Consider the following 20,013-nt stretch of genomic DNA (forward strand, 5'->3'; position numbering starts at 1 on the left):
AGTTATTACATTTGCTATTTATGTTTTTTACATTTGTTCAATTAAGTGTTGAAAAAATGGAAAGTTTTCTAAGGAGGAATTCAAGGGCGTTAGAAGGTTGAATGAGACTTTGGCACAACTTTTCATGATGATGGTAAGAAGGAAGAATGGTCAGGAAAATAGTAAGGCCGTTATCCATTGGCTTTGGCGGGCGCATGGATAACGGCTCGGGAGTTTTTTTTGTGTTTGGGTTTTTTCCCATTCACAAAAGAGCTGTGCTAATTCAGCACGCTTAATGATTATTACGCAGCATCGCTGAATGAGTTTCATATTTTTTTCATATTTTTTAACATTTCTATTATTTCATCGCAAAATACGTTAGCATCATAATGTTTTGTATGTAAAGAGGCGTGTTGATTAGGAAAGGACAACAGATAAATGAAAAAAAGAGTAATCATCATAGGGGCTTTATTCATCATTTTCATTATTTTAGCGACGATAATCATTGCAAACAAGAAGAGCGACGCAAAAGCAATGTTATACCCTATACAAGTCGATGGAAAATGGGGCTACATAAATAAAAAAGGGAAGATCGTCGTAGAACCGACTTATGCATGGGCCGATGATTTTCATGATGGTATCGGCATCGTTCAAATAAAAGATAGTCCAGATGGCAGCAATGATTCAAAGGAAGATGATAGTGTAAAATATGGCGCCATCGATAATGCCGGAAAAATGGTAGTAAAGCCGGAATATTCATCTATAACCGCGTTTAATGAAGATGTGGCCGGTGCGGTTATAGTAGATGAAATGACGTATGATCTTACTTACTACATCCTGGATAGAACAGGGAAAGTTCTACACACATTACCTCTTGATATGAATATCGCTTCTATGCTGTTCAACGGAAGAGGTTTGCAGACGCAAAGTGAAGGTATGATATTAGTGCAAGATGAGCCAACTGAAAAGTATGGGTATATTGATCGTTATGGGAAAATTATCATTCCATATCAATATAATGAAGCTTATAGCTTTTCAGATGGCTTAGCTTTGGTAAAGAACGATAAGAATTATTACGAGTATATCGACAAGACAGGAAGAGTAATAATTGACGCGAGTAAATATATTTCCGGCAAAAGCTTCTCGGAAGGTTTAGCAGCCGTAGGAGTGGAGAATAAGGAACGGTCCACTGTTGAGTACGGATATATTGATACAAAGGGCAATATGAAGATAGAACCTAAATATGCAAGGGCATATCGTTTTTCAGAAGGGCTTGCAAAGGTATGCGTGGGCGACAGCATCAACGAATATTCAATAGGATATATAGATCAATCCGGAGCATATAAAATTGGCCCGACTTTAAATGATAACTATGAAGAGACACTGATTTCAGAAGGATTAGTTCCTATTGCTGATGGGGCTGGCGGGTATATGAATAAGGAAGGGAAACTTAGTATTGATCCGGTTGTTACGAAAGTCGAGGATAATTATTTAAAACGCAATATAGCCGGAGAATTTAGAAATGGAATTGCAAAAGTAAGCTTGTCCGATGACAGGATTGGATATATCGATAGAACCGGGAAATATATCTGGGACCCTCGTAAATAGCTGGACAGTATTACTACCGATTTCTGCAGAACTAGAAGCAGAAACAGAAAAGGAGGGCAAACATGGCGGTTTGGCGAGGGCGTTTCTTTCTGTCAATTTTTATGGCGCTGCTAGTACTTCTGTCATTTGAGCATCGAGCAGATGCTCATGGCTACAGCGCGACCTTCTCGACTTTGGAATTTTATAAATCGAAGACGGAGTTTATTTATGCACTCGATGACTTATCGGTCATAGAGCTTGTGGGGGGCGATACAAACGATGACGGAACGCTCGATTCAGAGGAATTCGCTGCAGTGAGTCAGAAGATGCTAGCGATTCTGCAGAGCAGCGTCGTTTTGAAAATAAACGGAGAAAGCGCGGAGTGGACCCAAATTGAGAGTTTCAGTATGCACCGCAAAAAGGCGGTTCTGCAAGCCTCCTTCCCGGCGGTAACGGCAACCCAGTCTATCCAGCTGACCGATAAATTGTATATGAATGACACAAAGAGCAATTACGTAAACCTGCTGTCGATTTATTATGGAGCCCAGAAAAGTACAGCGGCACTCGCGGGCAGCAACCGGACCTGGTCGCTGCAAATGACGGAAAATGATTTTTCCGGTTTGCAGTCAGGCGATGAGTCACCTCAGCAGCAACAGCCCGAGGAGGCAGCTTCATCAAGAGTGACGGACGGCTGGCTGTCTTTTTTCGTGCTGGGGATGAATCATATTTTATCGGGATACGACCACCTTTTGTTCTTATTCTCCCTGCTCATCGCAAGGCAAACGTTCAAGCAGTACTCGGGGACGATCACAGCGTTCACGATTGCGCATAGTATTACCTTGGCCTTGACCGTCACTGGTGTGATCGATATCTCCTCTCGTATTGTGGAGCCGCTTATTGCGCTGAGCATTTGTTATGTCGCTTTGGACAATTTGATTCGCAAGAAAGTCAGCTACCGGTGGGTTTTGACCTTTTTCTTCGGGCTGATCCATGGGATGGGTTTTGCGGACATCTTGAAGGAAATGAACATTCCGAAGAGCGAATTGGCGGTGAATCTGATCAGTTTTAATGTCGGGATTGAAACCGTTCAGGTGACCATCGTTGCCATGGTGTTGCCCGCGTTAGCTCTTCTTTATCGCTGGAAGCACTCGAGACACGTGGTTGTTGCGTGTTCCGCGGTGGCCCTTATACTAGGCGGACTATGGCTTGTCGAACGGATATGAAATTACTGGATAGATTTCAATTTATTCTACCAGACCTTTGTTTCCTTACCGACGATCCCTACAGAGTGAAAATGATTGCGGCTCACTACTTGGACCATGTAGAGATTTTCACGGAAACAAGAGGGCAAGTGGGTCTAACAGGAACATTTAATAATGTCCCCATCATTGTTTTATCTGCTGGTATCGGTAAAACATCAACAATGGCTTATTTAACCGAGCTTTGTTTGAAAAATCAAATAAAGCGTGTTGTTTATTTTGGGGATTGCATTACCAACGATCCAGGCTTGCCGATTGGTTCGATAGTATTAATAAATAAAGCCTATGAAAATGGAAAATGCTATGATGCCTCAGGAAAAATGCTTCAAAATACAGAAGCGATTCTAAGAGAAACGAATATACAAGTGCAAAACTGTGTAACTACCACTGACGATCATTATTTAATTGATAAAAAATATAGGATAAGCCAAGACTCTAAGGTTTTGGATTTTACGACAGCTCCCATTTATAAGTTGAACGAAACCGCTAATGGTTTAGAGGCTCTATCCATACTTACTGTTTGTGAAAATATGAGCACAAATGAAACCATCGAGGAGGCAGCGAGACAAAGGGGAGGTCAAATCGCTATCCAGCTGGCTCTTCGGATCCTTTCATTTCATGCGAATATTTTACAATAAATCATTCAACAAGGAGCGAGGACATGAGATCATTTAAGAAATCACTGATTAGTATTGTCATGTCGTTTTCATTAGTACTCAGCAGCATTTTGCCGATATTACCGGCGGCAACCGTATCCGCTGCAATCGACGTCAACAAATCCGTTGAAAATCCGCCGCAAACTACTGTCGGGAAAACGGATGTTGCGACTTGGAGCTACACCACTGCAGGACAAGTAACTTCTGCGAATGGAACATTTGGAGCAACAAGCGGTTATTTCATGACAGCACCGGATTCTTCCCAATCAACTTTGCAATTATTTATTAGTAATACTCAAAAAACTTCAGGATTTACCTATGGTTCTTCATCCATCAATTACGCAGAATCTACCGTAGGTTTCAAGGGGCAGACGGATATAGGATATTGGTATATCAAGACGTCCACCGCCGGATTTAAGGATCTGATTTTTAATTTTGGCGCACGTTCTTCCAGTACTGGTCCTCGTGATTTTAATACAGAGTGGAGCACGGACGGAACAGTCTGGAACGAATTTGGGACAATTGTTGGAACCAACAGCACGACAAACAAAAACTATTCCGTTAAAATCGAGAGCACAGCTCTTGAGCAATTTGGTATGGTTTTGCCGGCAGGGGCAGCCAATCAAGATAAGTTATTTATCCGTATCATTCAAAGATCTGAAGTTTCCCAAAACGGTGGCACAATAGCTTTAACCGGTACTAGCAATATCAACAACATTCAACTCTACGGAACCAAGGATCCGGCGTTGACTACGCCTGCGGTAACCGCAACACCAGATACAGCTGGCGCCATATTGGATGTGACACCGATCACTTTGTCCAATACAGATGCGACCGCGCAAATTTTCTACACAACAGACGGTACGGCTCCGGCGACAACAGCGGGCGGCTCCACCAAATTATACACGGCGCCTTTCACAGCTCTTTCCGAAGGCGGCTTTACAGGAACAAACCCGTTTGTCGTTAAGGCTGTAGCGAAGTCGCCGGGGCTTCTGCCGTCCGATGCCGTTACATTATCCTTTAATCAACAGACCATCTCATCGAATGCAAATGCCAAAACGCTTGCTGATGGGCAATATGTCTGGGTCAAAGGCATCGGCACGTACTTGAACGGGAATACGACCTTGTACATTCAGGACGGGATGAATGTCGGCAGCGGTATCGTTATCTATAAATCCGGCGCAAACTTCTCCTCCTATGTGGGCAAAGAAATCTATGTCTATGGGAAAACATCGTCGTATAACGGCTTGATGGAGATTGTTCCGGACGATGCGGTAGCGAATGTCGTTGTACGTAAGAGCAATCCAACTCTTCCAACTCCGATCAAAATTATGTTCAGTCAGCTTGCGGACAGAACCTATGAGGGAATGCTGGTCTCTTTCGATACGGTCAAACTGGATACTATCGCTGGAACCATTACGGGAACCTTATATAATCACACCGTAAGCCAAGCAGGCGTGACGAAAACCTTGCGCAGCAATGGTACTGCGAGTACAGCAGGAAGTTATGTCAACATTACAAAAGCCATTGCGAATTATAACAGCGCTGCTCCTTTCAACGGACCACATCTGCTTTCCACAAACACTGCCGATATCGTCGCTGCTGCAGCACCGACCGTTGAATTCTTGACCACTAGTAAACCTACCGGAACAGCAGTGCCGCTTAATTCCAAGGTGACACTTGCCACAGTAACAACAGGAGCGACAATAACGTATACCTTAAATGGAGGTTCTCCTGTAACAACTACTGGAAATTCTGTTGATATTACAGTCGACGCATTCCAAAGCGGAAAGGCGACGATTACGGCAACGGCTTCAGACGGCTCGTATACAACGGCGGCTCAAACTTTTATTTATACGCAAAGCAAGACCGCTGATGTAATCGCAAGCCCAGGAAGCGGTGCAATTTCTACCACAACTCCAATTACTTTATCATCGGCTACGCCGGGTTCAACGATTATTTATTCTATCTATAGAAACTCTTTTACTTCCACAGACGGGACTCTGGTGGGTACAGCCGATCAAACCTACACAGCACCTATCACATTGGATCCCACTTTCTTCCCGGTAAGAATAGCTGCTAAGGCAACCCTTGCCAATTATTTGGACAGCGATCTTTCAAACTTCGCTTATACGGCCAAGAAAGCTGTCGGCGGGGAAAAGAACTATTACGGATCACTTCATGCGCATACGTTGAACTCTGACGGTCAAGGAACCTTGGATGAGGCGTACATTTATGCGAGAGACCAGGGCAAATTTGATTTCTTTATCGTAACAGACCACTCCAACTCTTTCGATACTGCATCTTACAATGTCGCTTTGGATCCCAATATTAACAATTACAACGCAGCCAACGTCGCTTGGACTAACGGCAAAAAGGCGGCGACAGACGCAGCCACTCCTAATTTCGTGACCGATTACGGTTATGAGATGACATGGTCCGGCGGCCCGGGACACATAAATACGTTTAACACAACTGGTTTTGTCAGCCGCAACAACGCTACTTTAAATAACAAAGTAAATGATGGTGGCCTTCAAGCCTATTATCAAATGCTTAAGGGTACGCCGGGCTCCATTACACAGTTAAATCATCCCGGAGCTACATTCGGCAACTTTGCAAATTTTGGTTATTTTGACAATGCGATTGACAATAAAGTTTCTCTTGTTGAAGCAGGCAATGGCGAAGGCGCCATCGGCTCCGGCGGATACTTCCGGTCTGTCGACCAGTTTATTTTGGCTTTAGATAAAGGCTGGCATGTAGCCCCGACAAACAACGGCGATAATCATAAAAAGGGCTGGGGAACATCCAATACCGCTGCGACGGTCGTTTACACGAACGATTTTACACTGAGTGGAATTTATCAGGCGTTGAGAGATCGTTCAGTATGGTCGACGGAAAATAGGGATTTGGATGTCACCTATCATCTGAATGACGGGACGAACACCTACAGCATGGGCGCTATTTTGAATTCTCCCCCTGCTAACGCAAACATTACGGTAACAGCAACCAATAAAAAGCCTGGCACAGAGAACAGTAATATCGCATCCGTCCAGTTGATAAGCGCCGGAGGGAAAATTGTAAATAAGCAGACTTACCCTGTCGGAACCAGTAACGTTAATTACACTTATTCGATGACGGCGCCTTCTGCCGGTTATTACTTCGCGATCATCACGGACAATCAAGGCTTTGTAGCCGTCACCGCACCGATTTGGCTTGGTTCATCACCGAAGGTCGGAATCACCTCGGTAAGCAACAGCTCGGTCATGCCTGTTACAACTGAGGCGTTAAATTTAACAACAGACTTCTTCAATAATGAAAGTGCACCCGTCACACTTAAGTCTATTTCATATACCGTAGACGGAGATACTGCTGCCAACAAAACGGTTACTCTTGGCACAAGCATCGCATCCTTCGGTGTCGCTTCGCATGTATTTAGCTATACACCGACGACTCCTGGAACCAAAACCGTCACGATCAGTGCCGTAATTACGGTGAACGGTGACGATAAAACTTATACGACGACCAGCACAATGAAGGTTGTAGATATTAACTCCGTATTGTATGTCGGGCTTGACGCAGCACACGGCAATGAGTATGTCAGCGGAGGAAGCTATCCGAATTCCATGGCCAATATGATGACTCTCGCGGGGACAAACAGCGTGAGGGTTGTACAGTTGAACACGCCGTCGGAATTAATCGCCGCTACCAACAATCCTAAATACAAAATGATCATTTTGAATGCTCCTACTAGAAAAAACGTAGCTCCATGGCCTATTCCGACAAACTATACGGTAGCGGAAATCGCGGCGTTGAAAGCATTCTCGGAAAACGGTAATACGCTTGTATTCGGAAGTATCGCAGACTTCGGAGAAGCCTCAAACGCGGATCCGACTTCACCAAAGAAACATATGGCCGAGCTGCAGAATGACGTCCTGGCAGCCATCGGATCCACGCTGCGCGCAGGAGACGATGAGGTGTTGGACGAAGTTAAAAACGGAGGTCAAGCCTATCGTTTGTATCCGACTGAGTTCAATATGGCTAATCCGTTGCTGGATGGCGTCGTTGAAGGACAGACCTACAGCCAATACTCAGGCTCAACAATTTACGCAGTAGATCCAACGACCGGCGAGAGAACCTCAACGCTGCCGGCAACGGTCAGCCCGCTTGTTTTTGGCTTCCCAACCACTTATTCGTCTGAAAACGACAATGACAACTTTGGATATGGGACGACGCCGGAACATCCTACTTTTCCCTACGTATCGGTCCTTATAGGAACCACAACGTATAAAACGGACAAGGGAATAAGCAATTCTCAAGGGCTTTATATACCTAAATATGTAAATCCAAACAGCAAGGTAGCAACAAACCCCGAAGAAAAACTGCTGGCGGCATCTGAAACTGTCACGCATTCGAATGGTACAACTTCTCTTGTCGTTGTTGCCGGCGGATCATTTATGAGTAACTTCGAAATACAGGTAACTTTAGAAAATGCAGCGACGTTGCCGTATGTCAATTACAATTTAATGGATAATCTTTATAAATTGGTCAATCCGATTAAAGTCACAAGCATTGCCGACGCCAAGAACTTGCCGGATGGAACGGATGTCATAATTGAAGCAACTACGACGAGTGAGGTAAATACTCAAGTCGCAGGTCCAACTACAAACAAAGGTTTCTTCGACTCTATTTATGCGCAGGACGCAACGGGCGGTATCAATCTATTCCCGGTTGCCTCAGGCATACTGGAAGGACAAAAAGCAAGGTTTGCAGGTACGATCTCGCATTATCAAGGCGAAGTACAGTTGAACGTCACCAACAAAAAATTCACTGTTCTTAATTCAACTATCAATAAGCTCGCTCCTACTAATCTCACGACAGCGGCATCCATGTTATCCGACAATACCGGACTTTTGGTGAGAACAGAGGGCGTCGTGTCGAATGTCATCAAAGAGCCGAATGGAATCATCGACCAATTTACGATCGATGACGGTACAGGCCCTGCGACTGTATTCATTAACGGATATATCACGAGCGGAACGACTCTTCCGTTCATTACGGACGGAGCGAGAGTATCCGTCGTCGGCCTGGCTTCGATCGGGGAGGTTTTCAGCGATTCGGACATGCACCCGAGAATCCGAGTCAGAGACCGTTCCGAGATCGCGAACATCCCGTTAACAAGCATAGCCGTGACAGCTCAACCTACAAAAACGCAATATAAAATTGGAGAAAGCTTGGATCTTGCAGGATTGGTTGTCAAAGGAACGTACAATAACGGAACGAGCGCTCCTGTTGCAATCACATCGTCCAATATCAGCGGATTTGATAGCGGAACTGCAGGAACTAAAACCGTTACCATTACAGTTGGGGGCAAGACAACGACTTTCAATGTCACGATCACGAACGTCTCGTTAATAAGCATAGCAGTGGAAACTCCACCTACAAAAACGCAATATAAAGTTGGAGAAAGTTTGGATCTTGCAGGATTGGTTGTCACGGGAACGTACGATGACGAATCGAGTGATACTCTAACAATCACATCGTCCAATATCAGCGGATTTGATAACGGAACTGCCGGAACTAAAACCGTTACCGTTACAGTCGGGGGCAAGACAGCGACTTTCGATGTCACGATCTTGAACATCTCGTTAACAGGCATAACAGTGGGAACTCTACCTACAAAAACGCAATATTATATTGGAGAAAGTTTGGTTCTTACAGGATTGGTTGTCACGGGAACGTACGATGACGAATCGAGTGCTACTCTAACAATCACATCGTCCAATATCAGCGGATTTGATAGCGGAACTGCCGGAACTAACACCGTTACCGTTACAGTCGGGGGCAAGACAGCGACTTTCGATGTCACGATCTTGAACATCTCGTTAACAAGCATAGCAGTGGAAACTCCACCTACAAAAACGCAATTTAATGTTGGAGAAAGCTTGGATCTTGCAGGATTGGTTGTCACAGGAACTTACAATAACGGAACGAGCGCTCCTGTTGAAATCACATCGTCCAATATCAGCGGATTTGATAGCGGAACTGCAGGAACTAAAACCGTTACCGTTACATTTGGGGGCAAGACAGCGACTTTCAATGTCACGATCGTTTCTTCGGATGGTGGCACTGTGGTAACACCGCCAGTCGTGACTCCACCAGTGGTTACTCCACCAGTGGTAACACCGCCTGTGGAACCGCAACTTCCGACTATTCCTACGGCACTTCGTCCAGTTCTTTTGGATACGGTGAAATCGGATTCCTTGCTGACAAATTGGAGCAACTCTTTAACGCTCCCTGTAAAATCATTCTCGGACGTACCTGCAACTTCCTGGAGCACGGATGTCATTAATCGCGCTACGCAGCTGGGTATTGTTAGTGGCTATACGGATGGTTCGTTCCATCCGAATCAGCGTGTCACGCGCGCTGAGTTCGCTACCCTCCTCGCTAGAGCCTTCGGTTTGTCTGCTACGAGCTCAACGTCCTTCTCGGATACGCAAAACTCGTGGGCAAAAGACTCTATCAACGCGCTTGTAAGTGCAGGGGTAGTAAAGGGTTATCCTGATGGCACGTTCCATCCGGATCAAAATATTTCCCGCGCCGAGATGGTATCGATGCTTTCCCGTTTGACGAAATTCGTTACGCCGAAATCTTCGCTCTTTACCGATGTATCGACTTCGTGGTACTCGGATGCGGTAAATGCCTTCGCTACGGCAGGTATCGTAAACGGAGTGGGTAACGGTCAATTCGAACCGAACGGGTTTGCAACCCGCTCTGAGTCCGTAGCGGTAATTGTCCGCATGCTTTCTAATATTCTCGGACAATAAGCAATACTATCGGATTACCACGCATACCCAGGCGGATTACAACGCCTGGGTATTGCTTTCTCGGCAATTAAGCTGATCAACGGCCGCTCGGCGGGCATGTTCGTACCGAAAGGCGTAACAATGCGGGCAGAGGCTGCGAAAGTGATTTATAGCTTGTTTCCTATCTTGAAGAAGTAAACGTTAATTGGGGCGGAGATGTCAGAACGATCATGGCATCTTCGCCTTTTTAATCTAACAAAAGAATTTTAAAAAATGTTGAAATTTAATGACGACTTCATTGAAATAAATTTCTATTTTTCTGTCGATTTTTGGTTTACAACGTAGAACTAATGCCATATATTTATTATGTAGCACAGATGTAAAAGTACATATTTTACAGTTGTTCACTAATTTATGACAGTTTTTTCAAATGCATGAAAACGCTATCAATTTAGTTTGTTGAGAGAGGGAAGAATCATATGTTTAATTCGATGAGAAAGCAAAAGAAGTGGTTTAATCTATCAATGACGGTCATCCTATTAATCACATTGATGTTTCCTGCAAGCTTATCGGTAGGAAATGTGAAGCAAGCGGCAGCGGCAGGGGCGATGTCGACCCATGTTGTGATAAGCCAAGTTTTTCCTACAGCGACTAAAGGCACTTATAAAAACAAATACATTGAGCTCTACAATCCAACTAATGCTTCTGTAAGCTTAGCTGGATATTCGATTCAAGTTGCCTCTGCGACTGGAACGTCTTATTCAGCTTATCCATTAAGCGGTACTATACCTGCTAATGGTTACTATTTAATAAGTGGTCAATCGCAGGTTAATATGAACGTGGAACTGCCAACTCCTGATCTAAGCAATACTAGTATTGCACCCGCTGCAGCCGGTGGAAAAATTGCATTGGTTAAAAGTACCGTTGCTATTACCGTAAAAACAGACCCGAATGTAATTGATTTTGTTGGTTACGGAACAGGGAATGATTCTTTTGATGGAACGGGAACATCAACAGCCGAAACGACTCCAACGACTCTAGCGATTACTCGTAAAATGAACTCAGGCGCGAATCCGGATTACTCCGGAGACGGCAATGGTTGGGACAGCAAATCGAATAAAAACGATTTTGTTTTAGTTACAGCTAATCCTAGAAACAACGCCTTTCCCAACGCGACTGGAACAATAAATCTAAATGCTGTAACCATTCAACAGCTTTTACTAAATGATAAAGATGGATTGCCGCTCAATATAGGTAAATCGGCTACGATTACTGGAGTGGCAACTGTAGATGATAAGATTCTAGGTACGGATAAAACCAGCTTTTATATGCAAGATGTAACCGGCGGGATCAACGTTTTCAACGTAGTTGCTTCCAGCGGCATTAAAAAAGGAAATAAATATCAAGTATCCGGCCGTTTGATGTTTGCCAAAGGTCAATCGCGATTCCTGGCAAGCTCGATTACTGATCTAGGACAAGATTCTTTACCTGCGACTCAAATGGTGAATATAACCGATTTATTATCGTTTTCTACGGCTGAACCTTTAGAAGGAAAATTGGTTAAATTCTACGGTAAAGTTACGAGCGTCGTACCGTCGACTCCTGACAGCACGATTACAGTTACCGATGCAAGCAATAATGCGGTTGTTGTAAAATTAGTTGGTTCTACAGGATTAGATGTGAGCCAAGTAGTCGAAAAGGACTCTAGTTATACTTTCACGGGTATTCTCGGACAATCGAAAGATTATACTCCATATACAAGTGGTTATTACTTAATGCCGAGAAGCGCTACTGATATTAGAGGAGAGCTTACGATATCGCATATCCCGATGGATAAACTTCTAACGGGCATTAGTCTCCCATTCTCGGCAATAGTCAAAAACGCAGATTCTGTGAATATATTTTATAAAGCTATAGGCGAGGCGACTTACCGGGCTCCGATTCCTATGGATTCCGCAGACAATCTGAATTACAACGGTATAATTTCGGCAGAAATGGTTCCTTCGGAAGGAGGAATGGTTTACGAAATCGTAGCGCAAGGTGACGGCAAAAGCTTGAAGGCCGGACCGTTCACATTGCTTGCGGGAACAGACACGGAAGGGCCGACGTTCTCAAATCCGTCCCCTGCCAATAGTGATGAAATAGAAACAAAACATCCCGTTATTTCCGTATCGATGTTTGATTTAAGCGGTGTAAACATCTCGACTGCGAAAATCAAACTTGATGGCACCGACGTCACGAATAAGGCGACAATAACAGATAATCAGATAAAGCTGACCCTTACTACCGATTTGACGGAAGGCGTGCATACGGTTGCGGTTGAAGCGGATGATTCGTTAGGAAATCATTCACTACCCTACTCGTGGCAGTTTAAAGTGGCGAAGAGGTTTGTTGGAGGGAATCATTACCGGGGTACGACGCATAACCATACGAATATTTCCCATGACGCTCAAGGAACTCCGGAGAAGGCTTTAACGGAAGCGATGAAATATGATTACGATTATTTCGCTTTCTCCGATCATTCCCATGATATTGACGCTTGCCCAATTGACCCCAATACCAAAAAGGCAGTTTGTTCGGATACTAAAGATCATAACGGAATGCCGGAACGAACGGGCGGCATCGATTGGAAGACGACAAAAGACTTGGCCGCGCTCTATAATCAAAAGAATCCAGGAAAGTTTGTCGTATTTCCAGCATTCGAAATGACATCGACGACCTGGGGGCATTCCAACGTTTTCGGAACGGATAACTTTATCGATCGCATGCAAAATGACGGAACTTATCAGAATCTACAAAATTATTACGCATGGACGATGACATATGACAACATCGTGGCGCAGTTTAACCATCCAAACGCGCCGGATCCTTCCTTTAACAATTTTATTCCTTACAATAAAACATTAGATAAACTTTTCACTTTGCTTGAAGTGGGTAACGGTTCTGGACAATATTCATACTCGAATACGCAAAATAAATACTTCACTGCGCTTGATATAGGCTGGCATGTTGCTCCTACTTATGGCGAAGATAACCATGACGCGACATGGGGCCAAACGAAAAAACGCACGGTTATCGTTGCGGATGATTTAACTCAAGAATCTCTTTTGGACTCAATGCGTAATATGCATGTGTATATGAGCGAGGATCCGAATGCCAAGATGGATGTGATGGCTAGCGGATGGTATATGGGTTCTATTACGGATACGAAGACGCTAAAATTCGATATTAACGTAAGCGATCCGGTATTAGAGAATAGAAACGATCCCAAGTATAACTATTTGTTACCATCCATCACCCAAAACGACAACATCTCGAAAATCGAACTAGTCACGAATGGCGGAAGAGTCATCGATTCTATTGATTTATCAAGCCAAAACGTAACAACGTATAACTGGAAACCGGATGAGATCACCGTGAGCGGCGGACAGCAATGGTTTGTCGTTCGCGTCACTCAGAAAGATAACGATAAATTGTTTTCGGCGCCGATATGGACACCGACCGATCCGTTGAACGTTAAAGTAACTAGCGTAGTTGCGGAAGGCGGAGCCATTACCGGAGGCGTTCCGGTTAAATTAACGGCTGGTATTAGTAATATGGGCGTCGTCAATGTGGGCAATTTAAAAGCAAGTTTCTACATGGATGATCCTACATTAGGCAATAAAATCGGGGAAGTGATGATCGATTCCCTGCAAAAAAATAAATCCACAACAGCGGAAGTCATATGGTCAGAACCTATTGAAGGGCCTCACGATATCACGGTCGTGCTGACTGCCGGAGACGGTAACGACTTAGGAACGAATAAATTCAAGCAATCTTTTACTATTAAACCTTCTTTGGGGATAAAAATCGTAATCGATGCTTCGCATAAGAATGAAAATTCATCAAAAGATACGGGGACATACGTTAATAATTTGCAAACTCTTACTACACTACTTCGCAAAGAGGGGTATACAGTAGTAGAGAATACGGGAGCGGACATCACGGCAGCAACATTAGCCGGCGCGAAAATACTAGTGATTACACATCCCGCATCAACCTATTCGACTACGGAAACTACCGCAGTTAAAGATTTTGTGACTAGCGGCGGGTCGATTTACCTTTCGGAAAATAGCAATAATCAAGCGTTAAACTCTTTATTATCGGGAATAGGCTCAAAGATCTTATTTAACAAAGATGTGGTTTATGATGACACAGCATACGGAAACTTCTATAACCCGCCTCTTGCAAATGAATACAAAGTAAAGGCACATCCTGTTCCTTTGGATAACTATTTGACCGACTTTGTCAGTGGACTAGATTTCTATAGCGGAACGAGCTTAGCTCGAAACAACGGAGCCGACGTCAAAGAGGCACTCGTTGAAAATAGTGATATTTCAATTTTAGTGCGAGGGAATGAATCGTCGTTCCAACAGAGCGCTCCTGCTGGCGTGTTTAACTACAAAGTAGGCTCCGGTGCATCCGGCGGTTCGAAAATTCCTTTGGTCGCAGCGGAGAAAATTAACGATGGCAGATTAATCGTTGCCGGAATGAACTTGTTTAACGATATTCAGTTGAAAGGAACTAACGACAATACTCAGTTTGCATTAAACACGATCAGTTGGCTCGCCCACCGCGAACCAAAGGTCATATCGATCGGCGAGGCACGTACAAAAGCCGTAGATACTGCCGTTGTCGTTCAAGGTAAAGTGACCTCCGCTGCCGGAGGATTCTACGATGCCGCATATGTGCAAGATGATACTGGCGGAATAATGGCGTTTAATGAAGTGCCGCCGGGATCTTTAAAACTCGGTGATACCATTCGCATCTATGGACATATCCAAGTTTTTGAAGACAATTTCGAGTTAATATTCGATAAATTCGCGAATAGTATCGTTAAACTCAGCTCGGGTTCACCGGTTCAACCAAAGAGCGTGTCCACGGCAGCCTCAGTTTCGGCAGCCAACATGGGACAGTTAGTTAAGGTGTTTGGAACCGTTGTCGGCATTCCGGATAGCTCCTCGTTTATTATTAATGACGGATCCGGACCGGTTACCGTTTTCGTAGACGGTTATATTGCGAGCCAGAGCGGAATTCCGGTTCCGGAGCTTGCGATAGGCGACAAAATTGCAGTCATTGGAATAAGCGGAGGTTACTCCGGAGGCACGCGTATTCGTGTGCGCGACACATCGGAACTGAAGAAAACGAACGCGCTTGTTCCGGTGACCGGCATTACCATAAGCTCCGATTCGAAGGTCATGACATTAGGAGATCCGTCGTTTACTCTCACCGCTTCCGTTCAACCCTCGAATGCGACCTATTCGTCTTTTGCTTGGACTTCAAGCAATGAATCTGTTGCGAAAGTAACGAACGGAGTCGTTACACCAGTAGGGTTGGGAACCGCAATCATTTCGGCTGATTCCACGGATGGCGGAATGAAAGCATCGGCAACGATTAATGTGATTCCGACTGCGCCAAATGTTAGAGCTGATATTTCAAACTCTACTATCGTGAGCAACGATTCTGCAATTCCATTGGCCTCCATGCCGACAATGGAATACAATATCGACAATACGAGCTGGATCACATTTGTTCCCGCGAGTCCTCCGACTTTTAGCGGCGAGCACAACGTACAAATTCGGTTCAAGGCTTATGCTGACGTGCTCGAGGGTCAAATAAAAAATCTCTATTTCAACACTCCGGCATCGGATTTAAGCGGGTTTACGTTGGCAGTCGGGGATACTTTAGGAACTAAATTAACAACGGTAGCTGCAGGTAATCTAAAATACGCCGTTGGACAATTAAATTCCCGCTATAGACCTGCATCCGGGGAGTTAGCGACTGATTATTCTAAGCAGTTGTTAGCGAATCAGGACATCTATGTGACGGCCGGACAACATATCTACATCGTATCCGTTGACGGAAATAACAAAATTATCGGATGGACAGACCTAACGGCTGATGGTGCTAAAATAAAAGTCCCTGCCATTGTGGCAAAATGGGATTTTGAAGCGAAAAATGAATTTGCTTCCGGTGGTTCCCCAGCGAATAAGGGAATTAAAACCGTTACGCTTACAGGAGCTATTCCGGCAAATCCAGCCTATTCGGGAGGGGCATCCGGATCCGCGGTTGGAGCAATAGCAGGAACTTCCTGGATACCGGTACCCTCGTATTGGGAAGCAACATTCGATACGACAGACTATTCGTATATCGAGGTTTCATCCAAAATGTATGGTTCTGCAAGCGGACCTAGAGATTTTAAACTGCAATATAGTTTGAATGGGACGACGTGGTTTGATGTGCCGAATGCTTCTATTGTCGTTGCTAACGCAACTTGGACGAATAGCGGCGTATTGAATAACGCATCACTGCCAGCATCGGCAAATAATCAATCGAATGTACATGTCAGATGGCTCAATACATCTACTGCTTCTACTGGTGGTGGTAATTTCAGTTCAGCCGGAACAAATAGACTTGATGATGTTGTTATTAACGGTATTCCGTTGTCACCTGCTCCGAACGTAAGCGCGGATGATGTGAGCAAGGTGATTACCGGAATCAATTCCACGATGGAGTACAACATCAACAATGCCGGATGGGTATCATATAACCCAGGGGGAGCTCCGAATCTAAACGGCAATTTCAGCGTTCAGGTACGGGTGAAGGCAAAAGGAGACGTTCTTCCTGGCGCGATTAAGCTGTTAACCTTTACTCAAGGCGACATTCGTGTCACTGAAGTAACGTTGAACACATCGGCCTTTAATCTAGCGGTCGGCGGAAGCAGCTACACGCTGTTGTCTAACGTAGCTCCAACGGATGCGACGGACAAAACCGTAACGTGGAATTCGGACAAGCCAGCTATTGCAACTGTTAACGCTAACGGTGTCGTAACGGCTGTAGCGCCAGGAACGGCAACGATCACGGTGAAAACGGTAGACGGAAACTTTACGGCCAGCGCAACGGTTACCGTAAGCGCGACGCCGGTAAGCGTCACCGGAGTATCGCTGAGCGCCACCAACTTTAATATGACGGTCGGCGACGACGATTATCAACTTACGGAATCGGTTAAACCGGCCGGAGCGACAAACCAAACGGTAACGTGGTCGACAAGCGATTCGAACATCGCGACAGTGAACAACGGTAAAGTGACAGCGGTAGCGCCAGGAACGGCAACGATCACGGTGAAGACTGCAGATGGCAATTTTACGGCTAGCGCAACGGTTACCGTAAGTGCGGTTATCGTACCTGTAACCGGAGTATCACTGAACGCTTCCGCGTTTAATCTGACGGTTGGCGGAACGGACTACGGACTCTTACCGATATTTACGCCTACTAATGCAACGGACAAAACGGTTACTTGGAGTTCGGATAAGCCTGGGATTGCAACTGTTAACACGAACGGTGTCGTAACGGCTGTAACGCCAGGAACGGCAACGATCACGGTGAAGACGGCAGACGGCAATTTTACGGCTAGCGCAACGGTTACCGTAAGTGCGGTTATCGTACCTGTAACCGGAGTATCACTGAACGCTTCCTCGTTTAATCTGACGGTTGGCGGAACGGACTACGGACTCTTACCGATATTTACGCCTGCTAATGCAACGGACAAAACGGTTACTTGGAGTTCGGATATGCCTGGGATTGCAGCTGTTAGCGTAAACGGCGTCGTTACGGCGGTAGCACCGGGAACTGCGACGATCACGGTGAAGACGGCAGACGGCAATTTCACGGCTAGCGCAACGGTTACCGTAAGTGCGGTTATCGTACCTGTAACCGGTGTTTCGTTGAATACTTCCACGATTAATCTTGCTGTTGGCGGAGCGGAATATGAGCTTTCACCGATATTTACGCCTTCTAATGCAACGGACAAAACAGTTACTTGGAGTTCGGATAAGCCTGGGATTGCAACAGTTAACACCAACGGTGTCGTAACGGCTGTAACGCCAGGGACGGCAACGATCACGGTGAAGACGGCAGATGGCGATTTTACAGCAAGCGCAACGGTTAATGTAAGCGCGGTTCCGGTTAGCGTCACCGGCGTAACGTTGAGCGTATCGGACTTCAATATGACGGTCGGCGACGATGATTATCAACTTACGGAGTCGGTTAAACCGGACGAAGCGACAAACCAAACGGTAACGTGGTTGACGAGCGATGCAACAATCGCATCAGTGGTCAACGGCAAAGTGACTGCAGTTGGCGCGGGAACGGCAACGATTACGGTGAAGACAGCAGAAGGCAGTTTTACGGCCAGCGCAACCGTACATGTGGTCGCGCCGATCGTTCGGGTAACCGGAGTTTCATTGAACAATTCCGCGGTCAATCTGACGGTAGGCGGAGTGAATTACGGACTCTTGCCGATATTTACGCCTGCAAACGCAACTGACAAATCAGTGACGTGGAGTTCGGACAAACCGGACATTGCATCTATTAATAGTAACGGTATCGTGACGGCTGTGTCGGCAGGGACGGCCATAATAACCGTGACAACGGTTGACGGTCAGAAGACGGCAACAAGCACGATAACCGTAACAAACAGCAATCCCGGAGATGGAAATCCTGGTCCGACGCCAAAGCCAACGCCAGATCCTGAACCGACTCCTGAACCGACACCAGGGACGGTGAACGTATCTGCCGAAAAGCTGGTTGCAGACGGCAAAGGTAAAGCAACAGTCGATGTACCGGCCGGTACGAAGGAAGTAAAATTGGCGGTCACTGTCGCAGACCAGTTGAAAGGAAACACTCTCGAAATCAAATCGGATAAGCTCAGCTTGAACATCCCATCCGATCTGATCAAGCAACTCGAAAGCAAGCTATCCGCTTCCGAGCAGAAAGACAGTACGATCTCGCTGAAATTCGAACCGTTGGCGACAACGGAAGCGAATGCACTTATCGGCAAAGGAGCCGATGCTTCCAACAACGCGATCAAAGCGGTAGGCGAAGTGTATGAATTCAGTCTTACAATCACTACGGCGGACGGTAAAACGGAGAAACTGACGCAGTTTACTCAACTGATCACGATCCGGTTGAAGGTCGATCCATCGGTAAACCCGAAATTGACCGGAATCTTCTATATTTCCGATGATGGTAAATTAGAATACATCGGAGGAGAATATAGCAACGGAGAAATGGTCGCGCAGATCAATCACTTCAGTAAGTATGCATTGCTTGAAGTGAAGAAGAACTTCGTTGATCTGCCGGCGAAATATTGGGCCTACAATGTCGTTCAAGAGCTGGCGATGAAACAATTGGTGAACGGCACGAGCGCGACTGCATTCGAACCTGAACGTGCGATCACGCGCGCGGAATTTACCGCGATGCTCGTGAAAGCATTGGGTTTGACCAAATCGGGCACCAGCAAATTCACCGATGTCGCGGCGGGTAAGTGGTACGCGGAAGCAATCTCTATTGCTTACAACGCGGGAATCGTCAAAGGCAAGAGCGAAACGACGTTCGAGCCGAACGGCAAAATCACGCGGGAAGAAATGGTTACGATGATGATGCAAGCGTACAAGCTTCTAGACGGCAAAACCCCGACCGGAGCAAGCGTAACGTTCACGGACGAAGCGCAAATCTCGTCCTGGGCAGTTGCGTACGTGAAGGAAGCCGCGGCGCTTAAGCTGATCAACGGCCGCTCGGCAGGCATGTTCGTGCCGAAAGGCGTATCGACGCGAGCCGAGGCAGCACAAGTGATTTATAGTCTGTTGCAACGATAATACGAATTTTGGATAAGATGCCATTCTTATTAGG

5 protein-coding genes and 1 pseudogene are annotated in these 20,013 nt (G+C 45.6%); all 6 read left to right on the forward strand.

The genetic code is table 11. From position 1 onward, the window contains the following. Positions 1 to 417 precede the first annotated feature (417 nt). The 6 genes and pseudogenes from D7Z26_RS11415 (at position 418) to D7Z26_RS11435 (ending at position 19,979) form a co-directional block, all read left to right on the forward strand. The gene (locus D7Z26_RS11415; RefSeq protein ID WP_120976965.1) at positions 418 to 1,587 is read left to right on the forward strand and encodes a WG repeat-containing protein; all 1,170 of its coding nucleotides are present in this window, start codon (positions 418 to 420) and stop codon (positions 1,585 to 1,587) included. Positions 1,588 to 1,649: 62 nt separating this feature from the next. After that, positions 1,650 to 2,789 carry a HupE/UreJ family protein gene (locus tag D7Z26_RS11420; protein ID WP_120976967.1) on the forward strand — a complete coding sequence of 380 codons (1,140 nt, stop codon included), beginning with the start codon at positions 1,650 to 1,652 and terminating at the stop codon, positions 2,787 to 2,789. Then, positions 2,786 to 3,463, forward strand: a complete 678-nt coding sequence (locus tag D7Z26_RS11425; RefSeq protein WP_267900997.1) for a phosphorylase family protein — start codon at positions 2,786 to 2,788, stop codon at positions 3,461 to 3,463. The genes D7Z26_RS11420 and D7Z26_RS11425 overlap by 4 nt, the downstream gene beginning before the upstream one ends. Before the next feature lie 23 nt (positions 3,464 to 3,486). Then, positions 3,487 to 10,305 (forward strand): bacterial Ig-like domain-containing protein, encoded by a 6,819-nt coding sequence (locus D7Z26_RS11430; RefSeq protein WP_120976971.1) that lies wholly within the window; start codon positions 3,487 to 3,489, stop codon positions 10,303 to 10,305. Positions 10,306 to 10,892: 587 nt separating this feature from the next. Beyond that, positions 10,893 to 11,249 (forward strand): annotated as a pseudogene (locus D7Z26_RS28095) (lamin tail domain-containing protein); the annotation flags it as partial. A gap of 1,050 nt (positions 11,250 to 12,299) precedes the next feature. Beyond that, positions 12,300 to 19,979, forward strand: coding sequence for an Ig-like domain-containing protein (locus tag D7Z26_RS11435; RefSeq protein WP_233566816.1), 7,680 nt, complete (start codon positions 12,300 to 12,302; stop codon positions 19,977 to 19,979). The last annotated feature ends 34 nt before the right edge of the window (positions 19,980 to 20,013 follow it).

The sequence above is a fragment of the Cohnella endophytica genome (assembly GCF_003628305.1).
In the GTDB taxonomy this organism is placed as follows: Bacteria; Bacillota; Bacilli; order Paenibacillales; family Paenibacillaceae; genus Cohnella; species Cohnella endophytica.

Bases quoted from the DNA above. Each gene is read 5' to 3' on its own strand.
- D7Z26_RS11435 (WP_233566816.1), top strand. From the start codon at position 12,300: ATGGTTTACGAAATCGTAGCGCAAGGTGACGGCAAAAGCTTGAAGGCC.
- D7Z26_RS11420 (WP_120976967.1), top strand. From the start codon at position 1,650: ATGGCGGTTTGGCGAGGGCGTTTCTTTCTGTCAATTTTTATGGCGCTG.
- D7Z26_RS11430 (WP_120976971.1), top strand. From the start codon at position 3,487: ATGAGATCATTTAAGAAATCACTGATTAGTATTGTCATGTCGTTTTCA.
- D7Z26_RS11415 (WP_120976965.1), top strand. From the start codon at position 418: ATGAAAAAAAGAGTAATCATCATAGGGGCTTTATTCATCATTTTCATT.
- D7Z26_RS11425 (WP_267900997.1), top strand. From the start codon at position 2,786: ATGAAATTACTGGATAGATTTCAATTTATTCTACCAGACCTTTGTTTC.